Genomic DNA, 26,084 nt, shown 5'->3' with positions numbered 1-26,084 from the left:
CAGGCCACCGAAGTATTCGGCATCCTGCCGTTTCAGCGTGTAGCAGGTCGCGCAGAGGCCCAGGGCGAGGATCTTCTCGTTCCCGCAGGGACAGCAAATTGCGGTCTGGACCCCTTTCTTCAAAGCCCTACTCCTTCGTCTTCAGCTTGGAGTCATTTTCGCGGATGAACGCCTCAATCTCCGGCGCACTCGACAGGATGCGGAGCCACTGTTCTTTATACAGCGTGACCGGAAACCGGCCCATGCCATACAGAGAGAGCCCGCCTTTCTCGCTCACCTTTAAAGTGAGGCCGCCTTTGTCTTTGCTCTTGAGCTGGGCATTCTCAGCCCGCAGACGCTCCAGCTACGCTTGCATCTCCGATTCGCTCATCGTTTCTCTCCTCCGATTCCCTGCATACAATTCATCTTCCACGCTTCCCAGCCCGGCGCTTTTTGACCGGAACATACCGATATAGCGTATCCCGGCTGATGCGGAACTCACGAGCAAGCGCAGCCTTCGAGTCACCATCGGCAACTCGCCGTCGCAACTCGGCCGCCCGCGCGGGTGTCAGAGACGGCTTCCTGCCGCGGTACTTCCCTTCCCGCCTTGCGATCGGTTCAACGCCTGGAAGCTACTGAATGCTTCTCTCACTGACCCGTTATTATGCGAAGTGAAACACTACTGAAACGCAGGCTACAGCGCCACTTCAAGGCTGTGGCTTCGCATAATCCCAAACTTCGCATAATGAGCAAACGCCCCCATGACACTCAACAGCAAATTCGACATGGGCGAATCCTCGCCGGTCAAGGTCAGCTTTTCCTTCACAAAGACGATATGGACGCCCCGCTCCGTGAGACCAAGCACTATTCTCCACAATTCATCGAGGTTACGGGCCAGCCGGTCCATCGAGTGACAAACACTGTGTCCCCTTCGCGGACGAAGCTCTGCATGGCCTCCAGTTGGGGACGCTTTACATCCTTGCCGGAGGCTTTATCAGTAAATCTTTTGTCCAGGGTCAGCCCTTCGAGCTGGCGGACCTCGTTTTGATCCAGGGAGCTGACGCGCAGGTAGCCGACCTGTTGGCCTTTGGACGGCTTGCGCCTTCGGGCGGACCGAGGTGTCCGAATAGACTCTTTGACCTTCGTCATCATCTGTACGATAACTCAGAAATCGACTCTATTACGACACTATTTCGCCGGGTGTCGGACGTAGGGTTGGGCTATACCTCAGAATGACAAGACAGCGGGTAGCATCCGATAGCCAAATGACGGGGAAGGCTTGGAACGCGACCTTATGATAGCGCCGGATACCTTATGACTGGCTGTGTAAGGCACGCCTACTGGACGCCAACTTGATCCCTGTACTCTAGCTGTGTGGAGACGGAACAGGAAAAGATCGTTGAGGCTGACCCTCATAGCTCACTACGAACGCGACCCCGGATTTCTGAGATTTTGCATCATCGACTCGACTGATCTGAGCACTAGATGTCGACGCTAGGACCCGAGGACTTCAGCAAAACTAGCCTCACGTTCGACTAAACGCCAGAACCGTCAATTGAAATATTCATCGTCACTCGTAGTCCCCACTGTGCTCCAACTCGACTGACGGTATTTGGGGATAATGATAGGGGCAGGACAAAGTCGCTTCCCACGAATAGCATTTTTCGGCATCGGGTAAATCTATCCGAGGGAGTACGATTTGTCGCAGGAAAATTTATGGCGAAGCATCTTATTGAAAGGTCATACGATTTCGTCTTGCATCAACTTCCTTAGCGTCCATTTGCGGAACCCTCTTGATATCCTCGGCGGTCTTGAAGGACCCTGATTTTTCTCGATACGCGACAATATCTTCAGCCTGCTTGGTTGAGAACCCCAATTGGCTCTCAATCTCGCTCGCCGTGGCCTTGTTCATATTGGTCTTCACCACCGACGGCGGAAAATTTTTGACGAGGTAGTCAACGATTTCAGTAAAGTCTTCGTCAGAACCTGCGGCACCCAACCCTACCATCTTGAGTGTTGTTTCTTCCCAACCTTCCCGCGTCTGTCCATTGGCAACTACGTTCGTGGGAGAGTGACATTTGCTGCAGTCTTTGATCAACGTTTCTTTTCCGGAGCCTTCTGGGAGTTGGGGATATTTGACGGCTGTCTTTTGGGGAGGCTGAGTCGGTTGGGACTGGGTTTCCTGCGAAGAAGTCGAAGCAAGCGCTACGGAAGACACGATTGCGAACCCGACTCCGAGGACGACGCAGAGCACACATGCCAATCGCATGTACTGATTGATGGAGGTTGAATCTTCACTCTTTTTCACTGTTACCGTTTCCCACAATTAGGATACCTGCTTGCAGTTATTTCAATTTCCTCAGCCATATATTTCTGACCGATGTTTTGGACGGCGTTCCTTCCATCTCGATGCCGATCAATCCGGAGACGTTGTTAGATGACGTTGGGTCATCGTCGATGTAAACGGCCATAAGTTGGCCGTTGATGATGTGGATGAAGACTCCGCCTCGCGCAATGATCTCGTACTGGTTCCAGTCGTTGATTCTTACGTAGCCACCCAAGGCATCTCGGCTACCGATGTTGCCGAGCAGGCGCGCGTTTTTGGCTCCGGAAACAGACTCAGTTACTTGTCCTCGCCAGGCGAGGATTCCGAGATTTGTGTTCTCGGAATAGAACTGGCCGGTGTAGGCGAAGCTGCGGGGGCTGACCGGATACCAGAAGTCGGCCTGGGGACCGGTCATCATCCATGCGAGGTTCGGTGCAGGCTGTCCGGGACGTGGACGAAGCCAGGGCTGGCCGACGGAGCTGCGATACTGAATACCGCTGCCGCCTCCCTTTTCGACCTTGATCTCGAGTTTGAGGTCGAAGTCTTTCGACTCAGTACCGTGATAGGAGATGTAGGTATTGTTGCGAGGCTTCTCGGTAGTGGATTCGCCAACGATGGCGCCATCCTCGACGCGCCAAGTTTGGGGATCGCCGTCCCAGTTTTTCAAAGTCTCGCCGTCGAAGATCTGAACGAAACCGGTGTGGTCATTGAAGTCGATTGGATCAGGCTCGTGGAATCGGGAGGGCTGCTCGCCAGTTTCGGGCTTCGTGTTCTGAGCTGACATCGGAGTCACAAGAGTGATGAAAACCGTCGCGGCGACGAGGGCCGGGATCAGACTTCGAAATCCGTTGCTTTGAACTGTCATGTATTCCCTCCACTTAGGCCCTTAAAATTCTCAAAAAAAATGAGATAAGCGCTTGATAACGCTGCAAACTGATCGTCTCAAAGACTTGCAGGCAGAACTATCCTTCCATTTACTAATGGAAAATCCAAATACCCTTGCGATCCTGATTATTCCTTTAGGTAGGCCTCGGCTCTCTTGTTGTCTCGTTACTTTGTGATGGGGTTAATCCCATGCCTGGAATGGAATACGTCGCTGCCGCTCATCAGGGTTAACCAAAACCCGATCGGTTCCACCCAGTTTTACTGGTACTCCTCAATTTAGGAGGCGGTCAGAGATGGTTGTTTCGGTTGTCGGTTTTTAGGTGGTAATGGCGGGCTGAACCGGGTAGTGGCTGAGCCCGCCGGGTTGTTTACCAGAGGATCTTGAGGGCCAGCTGGATGCTGCGGTTGTCCATCGACGTCGACGACACTCTGCCGACGGTGTTCGAGGTGTTGATGTTGTTTGCCGGGTTGGAGAAGATTGGATGGTTAAGGATGTTGTAGGCCTCTGCACGGAACTGTGCACGCACCCCCTCGTAGACCTGGATGTTCTTGATCGCTGAGAAGTCCACGCTGGCAGTGCCAGGTCCGCGAAGTACGTTACGGGTTACCCAGCCCTGAACCGAAGGATTCGCGCTCGAAGAACGGTACACAGCGCCGCTATCTGTGCGGCCCAGGTAATCGTTCGTAAATACGGAGTCGTCAAACCAGTGGAAGGGCGACGGGTTGTGGAGATAAGCATCCGACACCTTCTTGCCGGCAACCAGGAAGGCACGGCAGCCAATATTAGCTGCAAAATTGCAGCCACTACGTGCGACGTTGAACGGGTAGCCCCCGCGAAGCTGTACCGCCGGCTGGACCGACCAGCCACCGGCAAGCGCGTTGCTTACGCCAGACTGGAGCCACTGCTTGCCCTTACCGAACGGTAACTCATACCCGCCCGAGATAACGGCCTTGTTGCGGTTATCAAAGTTCGAGTACGAGCGGTCGAACGACATCGAGGTCGCGAAGGAAGAGTCGTTCGCCGCGGCCTCGCCCGAGAAGTTATCAATGTTCTTCGACCACTGATAGCTGCCCAGGTAGTACAGACCATGGCTCACACGCTTCTCGATCTTGACCGATCCGCCGTTGAAGTTTGCGTCGCCCCGGGTGCTGCTGGACAGAACACCCTGGCTAAACGCCGGGTACGGCCGGTTGGGATTGAGTTGCCCAGCGGGAACAGTGCACCCTGTTGTGGCGTACGACGGCGCCACGAACGGAAACTGGGTGCACTGGTTCTGATCGTAGCGCTTCCAGGACTTGTGTGTTTGACTGCCCGTGTAGGCTATCTCCAACATCAGACCGTGCCCTAGGTCCTGCTGCAGGCTCATGGTCCACTCTTCCGTGTAAGGACGGGTGTTCTTCGGAAGAATCGAGAACGGTGACGGCACCTGTGCTACGCCAATAGCCTTGGTTGGATCAGGCCAGAGCTGGTTGACGAAGGTGTTGTTGAAAGCCTGCTGGAAGTACAGCGGAGCAGCGTAACGGGTGAACTGCAACTCGTTGGTATTTAGATTGTCAAGGTAGATGCCAAAGCCCGCGCGAATCACGGTGCCCGGACGAGCCTCATACGCCAGTCCAACGCGCGGCATAAAGCCCTTCCTGTTCGGTTCGATGATCCCAGGACGATAAGTCGTGCTCACATCGTAGTACGGCAAGTACGAGGCTGGAATACCAGTGGGGATCTTGCTGAAGGTAACTTTCTGTGTTGTTGGATCAAGCGTGCCTTCCAACCCGTTTTGTTCGACAAACGGGCTGTTGTACTCCCATCGCATACCGAGAGTGAGGGTCAGGCCATGGCCGACCTGCCATATATCGTTGAAGAATGCACCATACGTGTTGTCACGATAATGGCCCAGCGTCGTTCCGGAGTTACCGTTGCAGGCCGAAGTGCACATGCCGCGCGCATAATTCTGAAACTTGTTGTAGAAGACCGGAAAGCCCGTGTCCGGATCGGTATAAGTTTTTTGACCCGCAGGGCAGTTGCTCGAGGAGCAGTTGTCGAACGTCGCGTTGCCGCGAGAGTTGTTATCAGCAATTTGCCATAGACGGCGGTTCTGGTATTGGAAGCCAGTCTTCCAGGTGTGCTTCCCGTGCACGATCGAGAGCGAATCGCCGGCGCTGATGATGTTCTCCTTACCGCCCTGATCACCAGCACCGTCAGCCACGTTGGCGTAGCCCGCGATAGTCAAGCCGGCGCGGCCATTCTGTTGGGCCGAAGTAAGTGCCGTAACGTTGGTCAACCCTTCCGCAGCGGCCCACTGCGTATTGGGGTCCTGTAGCACGGCGAGGCCGATGTTGTAGAACTCGTTCCAGCCAACACGCGCTTCATTAACAATGTTCGACGTGAGCAGGTACGTATTGCCCAGCACCGCATTACGGCCCAGCAGCGGGTTCGAAGTGAAGGCGCCGTTGGCGTTGGTCGCAGGCGTCTGCTGCGAAGAGTCGAAATCGGCGTAACGGCCAAAGATCGAGTTCTTCGAGGAGATAATCCAGTCGCCTCGTACCGTGTAGCTGTTATAGCTCTCGGTGAATGTAGCGCTCGGAAGGGCGTAGTTATTTCCGTTGTACCCTCGAATTGAGACGTCTCAAACCTAGCCTAAACCTTAATTGGCTCCTTTTACGCTTGTCAATGTTTCTCGTTAGCTATGCCGCGTGAGGTTGTATTAGGGCGTGTTCACGCTATCTAAGGGCTTCGACGATGAGCGCGAAGTTGAGGAAGCCAAGGAAGAGTACGTCGAGTTTCTCGAAGCGGGAGAAGATTCTGCGGAAGCCCTTGAGCCTTCGGAACAGCCGTTCGATCTCGTTGCGTTTCTTGTAGAGAGCACGGTCGTAGGTCCAAGGTTCGACGCGGTTGGATTTGGGCGGCACCACCGGAACCATTCCCAACTCGAGTACGAGCTGCCGGGTCTCATCTCCCTCATAGGCACGGTCCATCAGCATCGGCAGGCCCTCCGGCATCCGTGGAAGTTCCCACAACAGCTCCCGTCCTTCGGGCGCATCGTGGGCGTTGCCAGGAGATAGAGCGAAGGCTATGGCCGTTCGAGCATCCGCGGCAACCATATGCACCTTGGTGTTCCATCCGCCGCGGGACTTGCCGATGGACTGTGGGCCATTTTTTTTAGAGCCCCCGTGCCGTCTGGATGTACCTTGATGGAGGTCGAGTCCAGCGACACTGCCTCCAACTTGATGCGGACGATCTGCTCGACCTGGAGCTTCTCGAAGACGCGGTCCAAGACGCCGTTCTTGGACCACCGGCTCATCCGCATATAGATCGTGTGCCAACGTCCGAAACGCTTCGGCAGGCCACGCCATTTACAGCCCTGTTCGGCAACATAAAGTACCGCATTGAGCACTTGCAGATTGCTCAAACTCACGTTCCCGCGCTGCACAGGCAACGCGCTCTTGATCCGCTCATACTGCGCTTCTGTCAGTTCCATCGCTGAAGACAGATTAACAGCCTCTCAGATTATTGTGTGAACACGCCCTAGGCCGCTAAGGTCATTCAATTTAAGGTCAAAAACTTTCGGTTAGCCGGTTATACATCCACTAGCCTGCATCATTCGTGAAGCATCGCCAAGTGACGAAACCTGATCGAACAGTTGGTGATGGAGTCATACAGCTGCGAAAGCTTAAATCAGTACAGGATGTCGACGGCGTTAGCGTGGGGATCGCAAAACGTATGGTCGCGTGATTGCAAATGGGTGGCCGGCACTGCGTGGTCGAAGGTCCGTCGCGCCAGAAATGTTTGCTCGATCCTAACTTCGACTTCGGTGGGTTCCTTAGTCTAGAATGAGCCAAAGTCGCTCAGCCCTTTCGATGCAGCATCCGCATACTGGAAATTTCAATATCCCAGAGAACCACTGAACCCCATCATCTTTATTGAGTGCAATATTTGCGGATCTCACATGTTGTATGTCGAATTCAAGCATCAAGAGACAGACGAAAGTTCTTCGCAAACCTTCTCCCAAACTCGCCAAGTGCGGCCACATTTGGGTACGCGCATCTTTTCATTGCCTCTATTTCTCGGTCGCTTCGCTCTGTCATCGGCACTCAGTTTTCCTTCGTAACCTAGCTGGAATTGCTGAAGCGCAAACTTCACCGTCCCGCGCTGCAAGGTAATCGAGTCCACCGGGTACGCATCCGGCGATTGGTCGATGCTGTACATCTCCGCGATGTACCCGCCGCCAGGGGCCGTATGAATCTTCAGCACCGTCCGCAGCTTCTGGAATGGCGCGGGAGACTTGGACTCAGGTCGAGGATCTGGCACTTCGGCAGCACCATTATCTCTTGGCATCGAGAGCGATCGGCGAGCAAGGAATTGCGGCATTTCTGCTTGGGGACATGGCGACAGCGAAGAAGGATGTAGTCAAGGCATGGATGGTCGCGAAAACCGCGACGAGCGAAAGAGGATTGGGTGAATGCTGATTTGCGTGCAGGAGCCAGGCGTAGCATTTCTGCTGTTTGTTGCCTGTCGGTACGGTTGGTGGGAATCCCGCTGCGAAGAATCGGGAGTCAATCTCGGTGTGGCTATAGTGCTTGCTGAAAACCTCGGCGATCGTGGCAATAAGTGGAACCGGAATCAAACCGTTCAAGGGAATCCCTCTGATGGAGCGCAAACCATTGTAAAGAAAACTCTAAGGCGACTGTCAGTACGAGTTTAGGAGTCCGAGGGATCACGAAAGCCGGCGTGGGTTTCAATGATCGCTAGTCCGCGGGATTGGTAATAGTCTTTCCCATGGGTGCGGAACCTTCACCGAGGCCATGCCCGCGGCGGTCGCAGCCTGGATCCCCATCTCCGCATCTTCAAAGACCAGGCAGTCTTTGGGGGCCACACCAAGTTTTTGTGCGGCGAGCAAAAACGGCTCGGGATCGGGTTTGCCACGGGAGTATTCGCCCGCACACACCAGCACGTCGAATCGGTCGGCGAGATTCAGAGCATCGAGCGATGCAGTCACAGATTCACGCGAGCTTCCCGAGACCACGGCAAAGGGTATTCGCCCGTGATTGGCCAAAATATGCTCCAGCACTTCAGGTACCGCCTTCAGCACCTGGCAATTCTCGTCATAGAGTGCATGCTTCCGAGCAATCACTTTTGCCACAGGCATCGATAGTCCCTGGCGTTCATTCAAGGTCGCAATAATCTCATCCAGCGGCATTCCACCCCAGGCATAAAAAAGTTCCTCCTCGAAGGCGCAGTTCCACTCTGTCAGCGCATCCCGTAATGCAACATAGTGAAGTGGCATAGAGTCAGCGATGGTCCCATCGCAGTCGAACAGGTACGCCTTAAATGCACCTTCCGGCAGCTTCAAACGCATATTTGAGTGCCGCTCTCTATCGGCCGTATAGGTATCTTATTTGATTGTCGAATAGCGATTCCACGGAACAAGCGCCGTCCGTTGTGGATGAGGGATGAGACGTCTCAAATTTACGCCTTACGGTAATAGGCCGCTTTGATTGTTGTCAAGGTTAGGAGTGCTCCCTTCCTAGCAACCCGAAAGGAAATGCGGAATGGAAGCCGGAGAATAGAATAAGCAGTACAAACGCGCCCTTAATTCCGCGATTTGAGTGCAGTATCTTGGCCTCATAGTGCATTTTCCGCGATTTGAGTGCAGCGTGACAGCTCCGCTTTGCTCCGGTCGAGATGACAACTTTTGAGCCGGTTCGGAAGAACGGTTCGCGCTTTTTGCGCGAATACCCACTCATGCGATGGAGCTGTTCAGTCTCAGTACACACCGGCCGCAGCGATGTCGCTTACCAACTCCTGCTCAATCGCGACTATCCGTCCTGGGGCTACCTTATTGACCACGGTGCCACAACAACATGGGAGCGCTGGAATGGCGATACGATGCGCTCCGACCCGTCCATGAATTCCTGCTCACGCTGCTGTCGATCGAAGGCTTCGACACGGGTGCGCTATGCTGCCATGGCAACTTCTAAGGAACCTAACAAGTTCTGTCCAATTGCGGGGGGGGGGCCGGGGGGCGGGGGCCGTGGATAGAAAGAGTGTCACAAAGGACTACTCGCGTCAAGATTAAAAGTTAAAATACTCGCGGGTGGAACTGAGACGTGCATCTAGTAAGACCATCAGGACTGCAAAGCGTAGCAATATTTCGCATGCAATGATTAATGCCGAGGATCGGTCTGTAATCGATGCGGCCAGCGAAGGTGTTCATGCTCGCAACACCCAACGGCTGCTTTTCGAGGAAAAATGCGTCGTCCACGTCCTGCATCTTCGAGCCGGAATTTCCGACACTCAGCTCGCCGCAGTTCTAAATCTTATACGCGGACACATCGGCACACAATATTCGGCCAAGGAGGCCATGCTGACAGTGCTTCGAAGTTCCCATCTTGACCGGAAGAGAGTGTCAAATAGGTGTCCGCTTAAAATAAGCGGACACCTCAAGCAACATAAGAATTACTGGCGAGCGCATCCTCCTCACGCTTTCTGCCGGAGGGTCGATTTCATCCTCACGCAGTCTGCTTAGCTTGCGGGCGGAACAGTGCGCGAGATTTTGTTATTGACCTGCGGGCGAGTGCGTGTGAGGATGCGGACACTACTGCTTTCCCACATTCGAACTTTCGAGGCAAGAGGGACAATGTCAGAGCTTTCCCTTGGATTGACCCGCCGCCGGCCAACAACAGGAGCCTGCTATGCCCATAGCCATCGTCATATTAAACAAAGGCCCCGATGCACCCGACATTAACGACCTAAGGGCTGATAGCTGGTGGAACAGCTATTTCTTCGATCCAGTGGATGGGCAATGCGCCTATTGGCTTAAGCAGACCGACAACCAAATGAAGCTCACCGGTGCCACAGTTGGCTGGCTGGCGGTGAGTTTGACCGACGAGCAGCGTAAAGACCGCACTAAGGCGGCCCAGGCGCTTGTCGACTGGATGATCGCGAACCACAATGTAGGATTTGACCGCATTGACATCGTCATTTGTATTCATGGCTTGGGTGCCACGGTGGAGTCTGACGGTGGCGGGACACATGAAGTGATTGTAGATGGGCGGAAGTTGCCAGCCGTGGTGGGCAGATTGGGCGACGGGTTCGACTTCTATTCCCACGAGATTGGTCACGCCTTTGGTTTGGACCATTCCTTCGGCAAAGAACCGATAGTTGTGGTTGGCGACGCTCCTGGGGGTTATGGCCACCCCCATTGCATCATGAGTGCGCAGCTCTACGGCAGCGATCCGGATGGCGGTGCATGCTTTCCCGCGTTGCCGAAGGATGGCAGCGCCGACTATTCCTCAATTGGTCCGAGCGTGAATGCAGTTACCGCGCTTAACCGTGGGTGGCTCGACGCGACGCAATTCTTGGTGGCCGAAAACCAGATGGGCGAATTTGAGATTCGAAGCAGACACCAAGGAGGACGCAACCCAGGTCTCCCTCCGCAAGCGTTGCATGTAGTCTTACCCAACGGTAGCGATTACTGCGTCGAATACCGCGAAGCGCGCGACTGGGACCAAGGACAGACTGGCGACCGCGTGATAGTGACGCAAGATAAGGGCGGATTAGGAGATGGAGCCTATCCAGATAAGCATGTAGGTTCCTTCGCTTGGGCTACGGGCGGACTCTACGACGTACACGTATTTGACGGATTCGAACTGCAAGTATTGGAAAAGCTGCTTCAGAATCATAGCGTACGTGTGCGAATAATCCGTGGGCACTCGCAGTACCTCACCGTCAACGACAGTTGCGTCGTCAAAACCATCAAACGCATCCCTATCGAGAGTGGCACGACTGATTTCGAGCCCGGCGACCTGCGTTGTGTACGCGGTTCTTGGCCCTATTCAAGAGAGGAACTAATCCAACAAGCGGTCATAGAAATAACCTACGCAAATCCTCCCGGCCTGGACGTGGGTTGGACGGTGGAAGGTCAGACCCTCCCTCAGCCGTCGGACACATTGACTTTCCCCAGCAAATACGTGTACTTCACGAATCCAAAGCTACGTACGTACCACTCGCATGAGGATGTCGTCATGAAGTACACCATCGACACGTTAGCCAACGGCTCGCGATTGACGCTAATCAGTGCGCCGCCGAACAAAAACTTTACACTTCAAGTAGATGCCAATGCACTAAACATCATTGGCCGGGTCAATCGAAGTTACACAGTTGAATTGAAGGGCCTAGTGTACGAGTACGGTGGCATTTTCGAGAGCAAGCGAATTGAATGCATGGCCAACCTTGCAAACCCGAGCAGCTACTTTCCCACTTACGAGGTTATTGTCGTTGATCCCCCTAAGTTCTGGAGAAAGGTGCCCAAAGAACGCCGGGACGAGGTCGTTCGGCATCTAAGTATCTTGGAGCATCTTCGTTCCGAAGGCGAGACCGACGACCTGCAGCGCGCGCTGCAGGAATTTGAGGCAATGTCCTTCGGTGCAGCAGCCGACTTGCAATTCCGCCCAGTCCGACACCTCACGGCAGCCGAGATTTCGAATATGTCTTCCTGTCAGCTCCAGCCACCCCCAGCACGAATGCTTCGGAGACTAAGAAGCGACTGAGCGGCCACTCAGGGATTTTGGGTTCGAAGTGCGACCTCGTAACGGCGCACGATTTTTACGCGATGCTGAGGTCGACCACGCGATCGGCTCCCCCAACGGCGATCGATTTCGCCTCTTCGCGCAGAGCTTGACGCTCGAGCAGTTGATCCAACTGGCGAACGAGCATCTGGACATGTTCAGCAAGCGCTACCACATCGCTCGCAGTCCGGCCTCCGACCTGGCGCTGCACGTGATCGACCGCGACATGGGAGACGAGGAGCGGCCGACCCGGAGCCTCTCCGGCGGAGAGCGATTCTTGGTTTCTCTGTCGCTTGCGCTTGCGCTCGCAGGGCTGGAGGGAAGCGACTTCTTTGTGGATACCCTCTTCATCGACGAGGGTTTTGGCTCGCTCGACGTCAATAGGATCAAGCGGCGGTCGCGCTGGCTCTGAAAGCAGACGAGAGGATCCTGGTCCAGAGCGTGAGGCTCCTCCGGTGACGATTCGAACGGGTTTGACGGTCTGCGGCCGGAGAAGCTCCTGAAAGTGACATATACGCACTGAAGCGGTCCAGCCGCCGTTGGCCAGCGGCTATACGTGCTCGCTTCGAAAAACGCACCTTGCGGTTCCGCCGGGGTAGTGGCGACAGCATGCATACAAGAGGAAGACCGATGCAACACGGGAAGCCCCGAGCGTGGCCGAGCGCATCGACCAACCGGTAGCCGGTGACGGACAGACCGGGCGTAAGGGGGTGACGGAGGGGTTCGTAGTACCGGGGATGCCGGGTAATGCCGGCGGAGGGAAGGGACCTCAGTTCAGAACCAACGCGGAAAGCGGAAAGGGACAGGAGGTTGGGCAACCTATTAACTCCGGAAAGCGTTAAGAGACTGCGGACGACGTTACATGCAAAAGCGAAGGATGAACCTGAATTCCGCTTTTACGCTTTATACGACAAGATCTACCGACAGGACGTGTTGGAGCACGCCTACGCCTGCTGCCGCGCCAACAAGGGCGCCGCCGGAGTAGACGGTCTGACGTTCGAGGAGGTCGAGTCCTATGGGCGGGAGCGTTGGATCGGGGAACTGGCGCAACAACTCAGGGAGGAGAGCTATCGTCCGGAAGCAGTACGACGAGTCTATATGGGCGCAAGTGCGCCATGGTCCCACCCTGTCCAGCATCAATGCCATCGCAAGATGGCAAAAGCAACCAGCTCAGGACGCGAAGCCCGGCGCGCCCACCAATCGCACTACAGAGCTGCCGCCGCCGAGTGCCTCAACCTTTACTTGGACCGGAATGCTCTCGATCATGGCGGATACGTGGGTGATGACGCCCACCTTCCGCCCACGGCTGTGTAGCGTCTCGAGCGCTGTTGTCGCCACGTCAAGAGCCTCCGCCTCAACCTCCTCTGACCGCAGCTTATTTACATCGTTCTGACGCGCCTCGCGTTGCGCCTCCGCCGTATGCCGCGAGCGCTCCAGAGCGTCTAGCTGGTCCCGCAGCTCCTTCGCAACCGATGGCGGAAGATCCAGCAGTTCACCCGCGCGTTCGAGCGCGAGGTGAGCCGCTAGGCAGGCTGCCGAATAAGCCTGCGTAGCCTCTGCGTGCTCCCCGCGATTGCTAGCGCGGGCGTCCGCTGCCTGTTTGGCCACGGCCTCTGCGCGTACCAGTCGGGCCGCCGCCGCGTAGTTTCCTCTTTGTGCCTCGTCCAAAGATTTCAGCGACGCCTTGCGTGACTCGTTGACGCGGGTTCGATGGTCATTGGTCGGCTCTCCGCCAAGCAGCAAGGCACGGGAATCCCGCGCAACACGGAAATCGACGACGCGCTGCGAATGAAGGCTGCGGGTTTCGTCTTGCTGCCGCTCGGCCTCAGCGCGCAGAGCCGTCTTCTGGTCGCGCGCCGAGTCCAATTCAGCTAACCGCGTAGCCAACCCCGCCTCTCGGATGCGGAGTACGCGCACGGCCGCCGCCGCGGCACCAAGCGTCTTCAACACCGCGGCGCGATCCGTGTGCAGATCGGCGGGCGAGAACGCTGCCGTCGCGAGGAACGGTCGCACCTGGTCTTCGATCCCCGCCACCTGCTGATGGGCCAGGTCCGTTTCGCCCGCAAGCGTCATTGCTGCGATGCGCGCGTCATGGGCCGCTGTACGTTGCCGGTGCAGGTCGCGCTGGCCTTGGTCGAATTCCTGTTGGGCCCGCTCCCGCGCGCTGAGCGCTGTATCCAAGCGAGTGCGGAACTCCCTGACGGCCGTCACCCGGGCCATCAATGTTGTGCGCGAGCCTCGACACGCCGACTCGAGCGCCTGCAGGTGTTCGAATGCGCTCTCCCCCAATGACTTCGGCGGCGCTTTCAGGCCGACCCGCGCACCGAGGTCTGTAATGCTCGGCACGCACTCAGCGTAAGTATCCTGCGTCCGGGCAAGCTCGCGCTCCGCCTCCTGCTGCTGGCGGTTTGCATCGGCCGACTTGCCCCGGGCGGAGGCTTCATCACTAGCGGCTTGCTGTGCCGAACGGTCGAAATTCACAATCGATCGGTCTAGTTCGTCGCGCTTCGCCTTCAGTTCCGCGGCCAATTCGCTGAGCGCATCGACCGCGCCAGGCTTCAAATACGGATGCTCGCGCGCCGCAGACCGGACAGGCCTCCCCGGGTAGCACTCGGCTCCGCAGGTGTGCGGTGCGTTCTGCCAGGCTCTCCTCTGCGAGTTCGGCTAAGGGAGATAGTGCTGTACGCAGTTTGTTGGTCTCTTTCAGGCTTATGGCGGCAGCCGCGAAACGCGCCTTTGCGTCCGTTTCCGCTGCTTGCGCCGCGGCGAGCTCGTCGCATGCATGCAGCAGCTTCCCTCTAGCCGCCTGATGACTGGCGGCTAGCGCCTGTGCTCCACGGAGCTCTTCAAGTAGTTCTGTGTGGTGACCTACCTCCGTTTCGAGCGATGTCAGGTCATGGGCTTCAACTTGCTTGCGCAGATTTTCGTTTTCCAGCGCAGATGTCTCTAGCATGGTTGCGTCATCGCCCAGCTTCGTTTCAAGACGGCTCGCCGCTACCTCAAGCTCCTCGGCCTTCTTGTTCGCTGCGGCAACCTTTTCGTCAGCTCCTTCGGCCTCCCTGGAGAGTTGCTGGTGCCGTTCTAGCAGCGCCTTCGCCTCCTCCAGCCGGTCGGCGAGAAGGCCCTGATGGGCGCGTTCGGCTAGTTCGGTGGTTACGTTCGCAAGGTCCGCGGCGCTCTCGGCGATCTGCCCTGCGATCTCCGTTAGTGCATCCGTCAGAGCCGTGAACGTAGTCTTCGCCCTTTCCAGATTGCTAGCGGCTGTCGCGGCCTCGTTTTCGGCGTGGCTAAGAACCGTGTCCAGCCGAGCAGCTTCATCCCACTGCGGACCGAAATCCTTGAAAGTCCTCTCTGCCTCGTCGTGCTCGACCTGCGCGATGCTCAGACGATGCCCTGCCTCATTTGCAGCGTTAGTGGCCTCCTGCAGACTCTCCACCGCTGCCACAGCCAGCGCTTCGGCAGCCGGCATCGCCTGCGCTGCCTCGTCGAGTCGCCCTCTCAGAGGTCGCAGGGGTTCGACCGCTGCCAGCTCTGCAACCCTGTCTCGTTCCGGCGCCGCGTCTTCGCAAGCCAACCGAGCCGCCGCCAGGACATCATCCGCCGCAGCCAGGTTTACCCGCGCCCTCGCGAGATTGTCCACGCGCTGGAGCCGCATCTGCAGACCTGCGGCCTCCGCACTCTTCGCTGCAATGTCGCGACGCAGCCCGGCGAGCGCTTCGACCAACGCGTCATGCTCCGACGGGTTGAGCAGACCCATGTTGGTAAGCTGACTTTCCAGAGTTTCAACCTCTGATTCAAGTGCCTTTGTTCCTTCTCGGACGCGCCTGGAGATGCGTCCGTAGATCTCGGTGCCGGTGATCTTCTCAAGCAGGTCGCCGCGTTCGCGCTCCGGCGCCAGGAGAAAGCTGTCGAAGTCGCCTTGAGCGAGCAGCACGGTGCGGCAGAACTGCTCAAAGGTCAGGCCCGTCCGGTCATGGATAGCGTCCTGGACCTCGGTCTTGCTGGTGGCGACCGCCGTCGGCGTGGCACTCCCTAGGGTGTGCAGCGAGCGGGCGGCACTTTGTATGGCACCGTCGGCTTTCTCACGGGATCGCCGAGCCTCCCACCGTGCTCGGTAACGCAGGTTGTCCTGCCCAAGGAAATCCACCTCTGCATACCCTCGGCCCGCACCCCGCCTCAGAATCGTGCTGCCGTCTAGGATTTTTACCTTACCGCCAGGGTCCGGGGAGGAATCGTGTTGCTGCTCTGCAAAGCGGGGGTATCGTCCATACAGCGCGAGACAAAGCGCGTCCAGGATGGTCGATTTCCCCGAGCCCGTTTCGCCCGTGATGGCGAACAGTCCCGTGCCAGCCAGCGGCTCCGCCTCAAAGTCGAGCAGGAAGGGCTCGCCTAGCGAGGCGAGGTTCTCTCCGCGGATGGCCAGAATGCGCACGGTCTACTCCTGCGCCTCGGAATAGGCACGGTGGAAGATCTCCAGGTGTGCGGTTGTTGCCGCCGCTCCGGTCGCGCGCTCGAAGGCGAGCAGAAACATCTCTTCCGGCTCGCGCTGGCCGAGTCCGCGCTGCGGTTCCAGAGCTGCCGTAAGCCCCGCCATCACCTCTAACAGCGGATCCGGCCGGGCCTCTACGATGCGAATCGCATAATCGGCGGCGATGCGCTCAACTTGTTCGCGGAAGCCGGCGCCCAGCCCCTGCCGCGAGAGGCGCACTTGCACGAAAGGTCGAAGGTGTATGGGCAGGTCGGGCGCGAGGCCTAGCGTTCGAAGGTGGTCTGCTAATTCGCTCATCCGCACCTCTCCGCCGGCAATTGGGAGCCGCAGGAAAGGAACCGGGCGGGGAATCTCAAGGTGTTCGCTCGCCACTAGTCCCTCATTAATCGTGATCAGCGTGAAGCCGTGACGATAGGGCTGTTCGGTGGCGGAGAGCGGGATGAGCGAGCCGCTGTAGCGGATGGTCTCCTTCCCTACAGCCTGTGCCTTGTGCAGATGTCCCAGCGCGACGTAGGCGGACTCGATGGGGAAGACGTCATGCGGTACGGCATGTTGGCCGCCGACCAGAATGCGACGTTCTGCACCCTCAGATTCGGCGCCTCCACGCACGTGGAGGTGCCCCGTAGTGATAAACGGCAGCCCGGCCAAACGCGGCGTCAGGGCTTCAGACAGCACCTCATACAGTTCGCGCACCGCGCGCACGACGCTCGTCTCCTCTCCCTCCAGTTCCAGCCGCGAAAGCGAAGGCAGGCACGCCGCGGTAGGGTAAGACACGGCTACGACATGAAGATAAGCCTCGCCCTGAGCGTCTCGCAGAGTCAGGAGGTGGCGTTCGCAATCCATGCGATCCTGTGCACGACGGACATTGCCGACCGCGTGGACATTAAATGCCGCAAGCAACGGGTGCGGCGCCTCCAACCGACCGGCCGCATCGTGATTGCCCGCGACCACTACCGTGTTCAGCGAAGGACGTACCTGGTGAAGGCGGGCCAGAGTTTTGTAGAAAAGGCTTTGCGCCTCGCCCGAAGGGTGCTGGCTGTCGAAAACATCTCCCGCAATGAGAAGAGTATCGATCTCCCGCTCCTCGACCAGCTGGATCAGCCTGTCCAGAACTTGCTCTTGCTCGTACCAGCGGCTATACCCACGAAGGGTCTGACCTAGATGCCAGTCTGCGGTATGGAGAATGCGAAGCATAAATTACCCTTGGGCTTGTTAGGCCTTCAAATCCTCGTCGAAGTTCTTTAAGCGGGATAGATAAGCGCCTGTACAGTTCCACCATAAGAACGGGACTCAACGTAGACAGGCATCGAGCTGAGCTGAGATCCATCAGTGGTCTCCCAAGCACCTAGGTCTTCAATCGTCGGCTGAGTCTGAATCTTTCCATCATAGACTGCAGCAATTACGGAGGCACTGGGGACCCGCCAGCTTGGGGGAACGTAATGCCCCTCCGTTGAGCTGCATCATTGGCTATCGATCGGACCACTCGGAGCAGAGGGGCATCGCCGCGCGCTGCGGATTCGCCCTTCTTGTAACGAAGCTCCACTTCGAGAAACAGGCAGGGTGTATCCCAGGCTCTGACCAAGGCCGATGAGGCCGGACGCTTTGCTGGCTTCGGAGCAGAGTTCTTGCCGGATGTTCTCAATTTTTGCGAAGGACACCGCACCCCTGCAATGTTTAGTGAACAAGGGCGGCCAGTATTCAAAATGTCCTGCGATAGCATCGACAATCTGCTCTTCGGGATCTTTCTTATCTCCCTGGCAGAAGGATCGCTGAAACGAGAATCGCGTTTGATCGGTCAGAATAAAGAGATGGCCGAGTTCATGCCACTTTGTATGATTTGCGCCCGCAGCTTTCTCCAGTCCCCGGCAATCAATGATGGACAGGAATGCCGGCTCCCAGGGCTTCTTGTTCTGACGGCGAATTGTGATTCCGAAGACCCTAGCTAGGTGTTTAGTCCCGGCATTTGATGGATGGGATCGAGAGTAAATCGATCCGGTTCTGTTTGCCAGCATTTGCAGATGAATTCGTAGGCCGTGAGGCCATGGAGCGTCTTGAGTCGTTTGGCGAAGTTGTAGGCAGCGACGAAGTCGCTGAGGTGGATACGCAGCTGGTCGTGGGTGTCGTAGTGGTTTTGATTCCCATTACCTCGAAGTGCTTCACCTGCCTAAGAATCGCCTTCCACATCCTCACTAGCATCAGCAAACGTCAAGTCGTCGTCAAAGTTCCAATATAAAACATTTTGATCTTCCGAATAGGTCCCCTTAACGAGTCGCATCTCAAGTGCCGATAGTTCTAAGTCTGATTCAGCCTCGTCGAGGAGAATCCGAACCCTTAGAAACTCATCGACCAGGCCATATTCATCCTCGTCAGCGATTGTCAAGATATTCTGATCGACAAACCAGTGCAGGAGATCCTTACTGACTATTCTGGCCGCCCCGTCCCGGGGTATACGCGTGGGAAAGCCACGCCTTGCAATTGTTAACAGGCTGTAAAGCTCCTCTAGCCTATCTTCCAGTTGTAGTCTATGGAGCATTGATTCGTATGCCTGAGCGCGGTCTTCATACGCAATCCGCCTCATAGAATTCATAAGATCCTTGGCGTCGATGACGCCATCTGGATCGTCTGATTCATGGTGAACTAGGTATGAACCAAGCAGTTGGATTAGATGAGGGTGGCCGCCCGAGAGCGCGAGTATCTTCGGAATAATAGTCGGATCAATTGATAGCTTGATGTGCTTCCTATGTGCGTCTTCAGCCAACAGGCTTAGCTTGGTATGCAATAAGAAATCCGCCTCTTCCGGCTGCATTGGATTTAGCGTGACGGATCGATAGATGAAGCGCGATACCCCCGGATCCTCATCCTGCATTTCCTTAACATATGGATTTACTCCTGCGAGCAGAAATCGAATGCTCTTGATGCCCAACTGCTGTGTGTGCGTAGCTACACTTCGAATAAGGCGCGCAATGGGAGCCGGACATTTATCAGCTTCATCAATTGCGATGATCAGAAGCTGTTGGTCTTTCAGGATTGACTTGAGGGTTTCTCGCTCTAATAGTCGCTTTAGGATGGAAAGGTGCCTACCCTCTGTAAAGTTGCGAACTATTTCGGTGGACCCCCATTCAAAGAGGGAGCTGATTTTGAAGGAAATTTTCTTCTGCGTTTCGTCGATGCTGATCAGCGATTCCAAAACCAATCGCGCCGCTTCGTCAACTGTTTTGATGTCGCGGTCGCCGACCGCGATTACTGAGAAAGCCGACTGTTCCGATCCAAAGCCTTCGAGTTCCAGCCGCGACCTCGCCAGGAGCGATGACTTGCCTATTCCGACAGGTCCTTGGATAGCGACGGATCCGAGTTGAATTGCCACTCGAACATCCCTAAGCTCGGCTGTGCGACCGAAGAACTCGTCCGGAGCGCTGGCAATCTCAGATGGAGTGAAAGGGTTATGCAAAAGTTGGATTGGCTGACGAGTCAAGAGATGTTAGATTCCTGCAATCCAGTGAAATCGAGCGACGCTGGAATTGTAACCCGTAGCGGTCAACTTGTTGGCCTCACATTTACGTCCAACGGTAGATATCTCTTTCAGGAGATTCCCAGATCAAAAGGCTTCCGAGTGTCCGGCCTCCAACTGCTCGATGAGGAGCAGTTATGGAATCGTCCCATTGCGGCGAGGTAAGCGGCGAGACCTTTTGGAGGCGTCCGATTTCCCGCTTTGCCATTGTCGACCCTCCCCAAACTGCTACATAGGTCCGGATCGGAGCATACCACCTTCGTCGCAGCGGAGACGGAATCAGAGAATGCTACAGTGAATGGATCTTCTATTTGCAGAGAGACGTCCCCCCAATGGATTCAGCCACTATCCGGGAGTTAACAAAGAGCGTCTCCAGTTACTTCCTGAATTATCTCGAAACTGACTTCAAAAAACAGCAGACGCCTGGACGCAAATTGCAGCTTCAGCGCGAAGGCGGCCTGCGCGTCGGTCTCAGCCTTTCTCGCTATGCACCACTCAATGCTGCCTTCTGGACGGCGCTTTCCAAACACGCGTCCGAGCTCGAGCCCATCAACGTCTCACGCCGCGCCTACACGACAAGCCTCACCGACCGTTTTCGCGACGCCGTCATCAAGGCTGTTCGGGGGATCCCCGAGGAGGTCTATGCTCTGGTTCGACAGCAGATCGTCGGCTGTGCGGAATCCACCAAATCAGAGTCGGAATATGCCGACAGCTGGGTTACGGAGATGTTCCGGGAGTCGGCACAGGAGATCTGCGAACGTCTCGTCCATCCACTCCTGACCAGCCTCGAGCCGATTTTGAGACGGGATGCCCAAGCGCTTCTGGAAGCGACTTATGATCTCGAGGGCGAGCTCACTAATATCTTGCTTCAGGCGCTTAACGACGACCTGTCGACCGCGCTTTATACCATGGCGTCTTCTGGCAAAACCGAGGACCTGTGGGATGTCCTTACCCGGCTCTTCACCCGGGAGCATTCCCAGGGCGTGCTGATCGACTATTTCGAGACGTTCGCAACTGCCGACGCCTACGTGGATGTGAAACAGCTCGTCTCCTCAATGAAGTCGCGGGAAAACACCGAGTTATACCTTTATCTCGGCGTGCTTCAGTTCCGAAAGAACACTTTTCCGCTTTTCTACGTCCCGCTGAACGTGGACATGGAAGAAGAGACCACGAAGTTCAGGATTTCGCTAAAGCCTCAGGTGCTTGTCTACAAGCGCGCGGTCGACTATATCCTGCAGGAAACCAGCTCTCGAACGGAATCGTCTTCGCCCATCAGCGACCGCATTCTTTACGCTATTGGCGATGAAACGCTGGAGAGTCTGCTCAAGATTCCGACGACCCAGGTGTTGTCGGCGCTGCGCCTGCCGCCAGAGTTTCGGGTCTCACCCGACCAGACCGAAAAGGCCGACAACCCGAACTACACGCTCGAGAGCTCGCTGCACCTTGCGGTCTACGACAAGAGCGACGAGTCTTTGCTGAACGATTACGAGGAACTGCTCACCGCGGCAAAGGGCCAGGGCGGTCCGATACTCGACCTCTTCGAGAGCATGATCAAGGCGGTGGTTCTTGAGGACCCGGTCTCTGTCGACCAATCGGTGAGCAACGAATGGGACGCGCTTAATATCGCCGACCGGCTCGTTCAGGCGTCGCCCATCCCTATAAATGAAGAACAGTCAAAAGTCATCGCGGCGCTGAAGCAGCCGAATTGCCGCTTCGTATTGGTTGAGGGACCACCGGGAACCGGAAAATCGCATACGATTTCCGCTGTCGCGTTCGACGCCATTCTTTCGAAGAAAAGTGTCCTGCTGCTATCAGATAAACGGGAAGCCCTCGACGTCGTCGAAGACAAGCTGGAGCAGACGCTCGCAAGCGTGCGCCCTTCCGGGCTCGACTTTCCGAATCCCATCCTCCGGCTCGGTAAGGAAGGTAACAATTTCCGGAGCTTACTGCAGGGCTCCACGGTCCAGCAGATCTCCGACTACAACCGCGCTGCGAGGACCAAAGAGAGCGCGGTACAGAGCGAGCTTACTACGGGCTTGGCGGATTTGAAGAACGAGCTGCGCCAGACCGCCAAGGCCGTTTCTGAAATCCAGCTCAGCCGTATTCGCAATGTCCACAAGATGGAAAGCGAACTCGATACGATATCGCCGGGCGTCACCGCCGATATCCGGAGCGCGCTTTCGATGGCAGATGGCACAAAACTTGCGGCAGGTCTGAAGGAGCTTACACCCGGATCGGAAACACATCTGTCCGCAATGCTTCAGGACATGCCTAACGCCGACCTCCGGCAATTGCGGTGCAAAGCAGAGATCTTTGAGTTTGCAGTGAAGACCTGCAAGGAAATCAACTGCGCTGTGCTGAAGCGCTTCCACCACTTGACGATTGAGGATGCTTCGCGTCTTATCGCACGTGCAGAGCAAATCGAAAAGCTAAGGTGGCCAGTGATCGGCTACCTGTTTCGCTCCGGCGCGCTAGCACAGATCGCCCAGCAAGTGAACACAGAGTTCTCACCGAAGACGCCGTTCCAAATTCCGTCTGAAACAAATCTTCTTCGCGAATCTGCAGCTCTGCTTTCGAACATTGAGGGCCGATGCAGAGTCAGTGCGCAAGGCTTAGCCAATGAGATTCTAGCCATTATCCTCAGCGAAGACCGCGGGAGTGGTATAGGCTCGCTCGGACCTGGCTTGCGGGAGTTCTACCTCATGTTCCGGGAAAGGCCGTCGGAGAAGCTGAGCTACAACCAAGCCAGATTCCGCTCGCCTGCAGAATATGCGAGATTCCTTCTGCAAGCAATTCGCTATGCCGGAACCTATCAGGGTCTGATCTCGGAATTCGGCGAGTTGCCGGAGATGGACTTCGTCGGCAGCAGAACGCGGATAGAGCAGCTTTACTCCACGCGGATGGCAAGCGAAATCGACGGTCGTTTCCTGAGTTTCGTTCAGGAACACCGCGCAGAGGCGAAGTCACTTGGCGCCGTCATCAGGGCGCGCCAGAAGTTCCCGGAAGACCGGTTCGATCTGCTTCGCTCCGCGTTCCCGGTCATCATCGCTTCCATCCGTGAATTTGCTGAATACATGCCACTGATGCCGGAGCTGTTCGATATCGTGGTCATTGATGAAGCCTCACAGGTATCCATTGCACAGGCTTTCCCGGCCATCCTGCGCGCGAAAAAGCTTGTCGTCCTGGGCGACAGCAAGCAGTTCTCCAACGTGAAGTCGTCGCAGGCGAGCATTGAGCTGAACCAGCAGTGCCGCAGCGATATCGAGCGATTCTTCCGCCAGAAGGTTTCTGAAGACGCCGGCCGCCTACAGCGGATCGCGATGTTTGACGTCAAGAAATCAGTGCTGGAGTTTGTCGAATCGTGCGCCAACTACAAGACGATGCTGCGCAAGCATTTCCGTGGCTATCTCGAGCTCATATCTTTCTCGTCGCAGTATTTCTATAACGGCACACTCCAGGCCGTGAAGATTCGCGGCTGCCCAATCGAACAGGTTATCGAATTTGCCTATGTCGAAGCCGACCCGGAAAGCGAGAACGTCAATTCAGCTGAGGGCGATTACATCCTCGGCCAACTGCGCATCCTTGCGGACCAGGAAAAGCCGCTTTCCGTCGGAGTCATAACCCCGTTCCGGCAGCAGCAGATTGCGCTGCAGAAACTGTTCTCCGCTGATGTCCGAGGCGCGGAATTCGAGTCGAAGCTTCGCCTCAAGGTGATGACCTTCGACTCGTGCCAGGGTGAAGAGCGCGGAATCATCTTTTACAGTCTTGTTGCCTCGGAGCATAGTGATCGATTGAGCTGGATATTTCCGATCTCGCTCGATCAAGCCGATGCTGAAGTCCAGGACAAGCTCCGCATGCAGCGTTTGAATGTGGGTTTCAGCCGTGCTCAGGAAAAGATATGCTTCGTGCTCTCCAAGCCGATTGAAGATTACCGAGGCAGCATCGGTCGAGTGCTTCATCATTACCGCTCGATTCTGATGGCCAAAGGCATAGCGACTGCCGATCAGACTGATGGCACGTCACCGATGGAACGGCAGGTTCTTGAATGGCTCAAGGCAACGCGACTGTTCCAAATGCACGGCCAATCCATTGAATTGGTAGCGCAATTTCCAGTGGGCGACTACCTCAAGCAACTCGACCCGACCTACGTCCATCCGTCATGGAAAGCTGACTTCCTGCTGAGCATTCCTACCAAGAGCGGAAGAGCCGTTCAGGTGATTATCGAATATGACGGATTCGAGTTCCACTTTACCGACCGCGACAAGGTGCATGCCGGCAACTTCGACCAGTACATGAGCGAGGCGGACGTGGAACGACAGAAGGTGCTAGAAGGCTACGGCTACAAGTTCCTGCGCCTCAACCGATTCAACATAGGAGAGGATCCGGTACACACACTGTCGCAGCGGCTTGAGAAGCTGGTGGACACAGCCGATGTTAAGGTTCGAGCACTTGCCCTCGATGCGATCAGCTTCACGGTAGAGAAGATCCAGAATAAGACCGCGAAGGAATGCGGAAAATGCAAGAAAGTCAAAGATCTGCAATCATTCTTCGATCGCAATTTGGCAGGCGGTAAGGGCGGCCACGGCAGGATTTGCATAGGGTGCAAGAAGGCGGCGCAATATGAGAATCGCAATCAGACACCTACTTCCGGCCGGTCGTTAGGTAAGCGACTTTAAACCGAGCGGCACGGTGCTCCGAGTTATTCGTATAGATGTGTGCCTCATGCGATGCACCTGAGACAGAGACGTAGGCAAAACGGCTATTGAGTAACTCCGGGGGAACCTCCGTACCCTACGAAATCCAGTGAACCTACGAGATTTGGTGGAAATGTCTGTGGGGAAAGCTGATGAAGTGGGCCTACTCAATCCGGTGGATTCTGCTCGACGAATTTCTGAAGCAGCGCTGATTTGATCTTCGTCAAGTCCGCTTCTACCGTGTCGGTCAACGCGTGAGCGACAATGAACCTCGCGGCTAGCTCCTGAAAGAAAGGCGCCGCCTCCCCAAACATTCCAGCTCCGAAGTAGGCGCAACTGTCGCAATCGGGGCACGTCACCATTTCGCGATTCGCGTCGGAGCAGATTGTCGTCCAGTGTTGCTGCATTGCACCAGCGACGAGGGCAATGCGAATGGTGTCTCGGTGTCCTTTGGCTTGAGGCGCAGATGCCGCTTCGAACCGCGTAAGAAAATGTTCGCGATCGATATGGACAATTTGTGGTGGAAGACCTCGCCTTTCCTGCGGAGCTGGTGCTTCAGCTGATAGGAGGATGAGATATTCCACCGCATCAAATGCCGGATTCACATGATGTCCATGCCGAAAGTAGTTTATCCATTGGGTCTCGACTTCAGCGAATACCCATCGCCGCCTCTGAAAGACCCGATAATCCGGTCCCCTGCTGAACGGTCCATCCACTTTGGAAAAGCCTAAGCGCTTGAACTCCTCTTTCACATACAGTTGGGCCCATCGCTCCTGTAACTCGTCAGCTGAAAGGAGCTCAGCGGCACTGCCCACGAGCCGAATTTCAAGGAGACCGTCCGGCTGCCGCTTTGGCCGCAGCGCCTTCCTTTGAATCAAGCTTTCCCACGCGCGAAACTCTCGATCCAGTGTGTCCATAGGAGGCGGTTTAATGCTCTGTGACGAATGTATCCCCCGGGGGAGTGATTGCCAACGTTAAAGAGCATAAACGGTCGCTAGGCACGCGACTTCAGATCTGATCCTTATGGTGGTTAGAAGAGCTGAGGTTCTTGACTCTTCGCCTTCCTGAGTTTTTTCGGTTTGGGCGGCACGGCAAGGGCATCGGCGGCAGTGAGGGCTTCATGAGAAAGTAGAGGGCTTAAGCAAATTCGGTCGAGGAGGTTGGCTTGTGAAGATTCGAGTTCGACGAGTAGGGCTAGGACGTTCACAAGGTTTAGAAGTTCGGTGGTGTACTCCGGGAGCCAATGGTTGGGCTGGACATCATTGAGTTTGGAAGGTGGTCGGCGGTCGCCTCAGAATTCAGACGAAACGACTTCTCAGCGCATACCAGGAAGCACTCATGTCCATCGAGCAGTTGCGTGAGCGTATGCCTACACTGCGCCAGCGCGAACAGTCGGTCCGTGCTGAGTTACAGGCAATCACTGACCAGGCCGACGATAGAGCAACCTTCCTACGCCTCGCGGAGACCCTCACGGCGTTCCTCGCCCGCCTGCACGATGCTGCTGATACGCTGAGTATCGAGGAGCGCCAGCGAATCGTACGGCTTGTTGTGAAAGACGTCTTGATAGGAGAAGACACCATCACCATTCGCCATAGCATCCCAGTCCTGCAGAGCCCCCCGCGAGGCGGTTGCATACCG

19 protein-coding genes and 2 pseudogenes are annotated in these 26,084 nt (G+C 56.1%); 4 read left to right on the top strand and 17 right to left on the bottom strand.

Features of this window, described 5'->3' with window-relative positions; all coding sequences use genetic code 11:
• Positions 1-127: 127 nt before the first annotated feature.
• The 9 genes and pseudogenes from Q363_RS43005 to Q363_RS22170 form a co-directional block, all read right to left on the bottom strand.
• Positions 128-277, bottom strand: a complete 150-nt coding sequence (locus tag Q363_RS43005; protein ID WP_211256294.1) for a hypothetical protein — start codon at positions 275-277, stop codon at positions 128-130.
• A gap of 124 nt (positions 278-401) precedes the next feature.
• Positions 402-527, bottom strand: a complete 126-nt coding sequence (locus tag Q363_RS45930) for a helix-turn-helix domain-containing protein (protein WP_342667443.1) — start codon at positions 525-527, stop codon at positions 402-404.
• Between the two features lie 146 nt (positions 528-673).
• Positions 674-1,128, bottom strand: a pseudogene (locus Q363_RS45925) (recombinase family protein).
• Between the two features lie 580 nt (positions 1,129-1,708).
• Entirely contained in the window at positions 1,709-2,287 is a 579-nt protein-coding gene (locus Q363_RS36570; RefSeq protein WP_157467342.1) for a ComEA family DNA-binding protein, read from the bottom strand.
• A 37-nt stretch (positions 2,288-2,324) separates the two neighbouring features.
• Positions 2,325-3,170: a 3-keto-disaccharide hydrolase gene (locus tag Q363_RS22200; protein WP_211256293.1), complete on the bottom strand. Its 846-nt coding sequence runs from the start codon at positions 3,168-3,170 to the stop codon at positions 2,325-2,327.
• A 388-nt stretch (positions 3,171-3,558) separates the two neighbouring features.
• Positions 3,559-5,805 (bottom strand): outer membrane beta-barrel protein, encoded by a 2,247-nt coding sequence (locus tag Q363_RS22195; protein WP_169747084.1) that lies wholly within the window; start codon positions 5,803-5,805, stop codon positions 3,559-3,561.
• Positions 5,806-5,908: 103 nt separating this feature from the next.
• Positions 5,909-6,666 (bottom strand): IS5 family transposase gene (locus Q363_RS38785; protein WP_157467340.1). Its coding sequence is split into 2 segments (ribosomal slippage): positions 5,909-6,351 and positions 6,351-6,666, totalling 759 coding nucleotides; the frame shifts between segments, so codons are not numbered across the junction.
• Between the two features lie 843 nt (positions 6,667-7,509).
• Positions 7,510-7,821 (bottom strand): hypothetical protein, encoded by a 312-nt coding sequence (locus tag Q363_RS22175; RefSeq protein ID WP_157467338.1) that lies wholly within the window; start codon positions 7,819-7,821, stop codon positions 7,510-7,512.
• Positions 7,822-7,923: 102 nt separating this feature from the next.
• A complete protein-coding gene (locus tag Q363_RS22170) occupies positions 7,924-8,544 on the bottom strand; it encodes an HAD family hydrolase (RefSeq protein WP_035354919.1) in 621 nt (206 codons plus the stop codon).
• Between the two features lie 326 nt (positions 8,545-8,870).
• On the opposite strand from Q363_RS22170, the gene Q363_RS46640 reads away from it, so the two are divergent.
• The 3 genes from Q363_RS46640 to Q363_RS22160 all read left to right on the top strand — a co-directional run bounded on the left by Q363_RS46640 (position 8,871) and on the right by Q363_RS22160 (position 12,167).
• Positions 8,871-9,227: an alpha-L-rhamnosidase-related protein gene (locus Q363_RS46640; RefSeq protein WP_084080642.1), complete on the top strand. Its 357-nt coding sequence runs from the start codon at positions 8,871-8,873 to the stop codon at positions 9,225-9,227.
• A 653-nt stretch (positions 9,228-9,880) separates the two neighbouring features.
• On the top strand, positions 9,881-11,737 hold the full coding sequence (locus Q363_RS22165; protein ID WP_035354916.1) for a zinc metalloprotease: 1,857 nt from the start codon (positions 9,881-9,883) through the stop codon (positions 11,735-11,737).
• Between the two features lie 28 nt (positions 11,738-11,765).
• On the top strand, positions 11,766-12,167 hold the full coding sequence (locus tag Q363_RS22160; protein WP_035354914.1) for an SbcC/MukB-like Walker B domain-containing protein: 402 nt from the start codon (positions 11,766-11,768) through the stop codon (positions 12,165-12,167).
• Between the two features lie 758 nt (positions 12,168-12,925).
• Here the strand turns inward: Q363_RS22160 and Q363_RS22145 are convergent.
• From Q363_RS22145 to Q363_RS22125, 6 genes and pseudogenes are all read right to left on the bottom strand, one after another.
• The gene (locus Q363_RS22145; RefSeq protein WP_035354909.1) at positions 12,926-14,236 is read right to left on the bottom strand and encodes an SMC family protein; all 1,311 of its coding nucleotides are present in this window, start codon (positions 14,234-14,236) and stop codon (positions 12,926-12,928) included.
• On the bottom strand, positions 14,202-16,187 hold the full coding sequence (locus Q363_RS22140) for an AAA family ATPase (RefSeq protein ID WP_035354908.1): 1,986 nt from the start codon (positions 16,185-16,187) through the stop codon (positions 14,202-14,204). The genes Q363_RS22145 and Q363_RS22140 overlap by 35 nt, the downstream gene beginning before the upstream one ends.
• A 3-nt stretch (positions 16,188-16,190) precedes the next feature.
• On the bottom strand, positions 16,191-17,438 hold the full coding sequence (locus Q363_RS22135) for a metallophosphoesterase family protein (RefSeq protein WP_035354907.1): 1,248 nt from the start codon (positions 17,436-17,438) through the stop codon (positions 16,191-16,193).
• Between the two features lie 266 nt (positions 17,439-17,704).
• Positions 17,705-18,256, bottom strand: a complete 552-nt coding sequence (locus tag Q363_RS40910; protein WP_157467336.1) for a hypothetical protein — start codon at positions 18,254-18,256, stop codon at positions 17,705-17,707.
• Positions 18,187-18,372, bottom strand: a pseudogene (locus tag Q363_RS38770) (IS481 family transposase); the annotation flags it as partial. The gene Q363_RS40910 and the pseudogene Q363_RS38770, both read right to left, overlap by 70 nt.
• Before the next feature lie 36 nt (positions 18,373-18,408).
• Complete coding sequence (locus Q363_RS22125) at positions 18,409-19,608, bottom strand: hypothetical protein (RefSeq protein WP_157467334.1); 1,200 nt, start codon at positions 19,606-19,608, stop codon at positions 18,409-18,411.
• Between the two features lie 578 nt (positions 19,609-20,186).
• Here Q363_RS22125 and Q363_RS22120 point away from each other — a divergent pair.
• A complete protein-coding gene (locus Q363_RS22120; protein WP_169747083.1) occupies positions 20,187-24,428 on the top strand; it encodes an AAA domain-containing protein in 4,242 nt (1,413 codons plus the stop codon).
• A gap of 185 nt (positions 24,429-24,613) precedes the next feature.
• Here the strand turns inward: Q363_RS22120 and Q363_RS22115 are convergent, their stop codons facing one another.
• Entirely contained in the window at positions 24,614-25,363 is a 750-nt protein-coding gene (locus Q363_RS22115; RefSeq protein WP_035354900.1) for a hypothetical protein, read from the bottom strand.
• Positions 25,364-25,895: 532 nt separating this feature from the next.
• Positions 25,896-26,084 (bottom strand): hypothetical protein (locus tag Q363_RS42180; RefSeq protein ID WP_211256291.1); only part of this gene is annotated, 189 nt, incomplete at its 5' end.

It is taken from the genome of Edaphobacter aggregans DSM 19364 (genome assembly GCF_000745965.1).
Lineage (GTDB): Bacteria > Acidobacteriota > Terriglobia > Terriglobales > Acidobacteriaceae > Edaphobacter > Edaphobacter aggregans.
The sequence above is the reverse complement of the archived record's forward strand: the minus strand, read 5'-3'. Positions and strand labels throughout refer to the sequence as shown.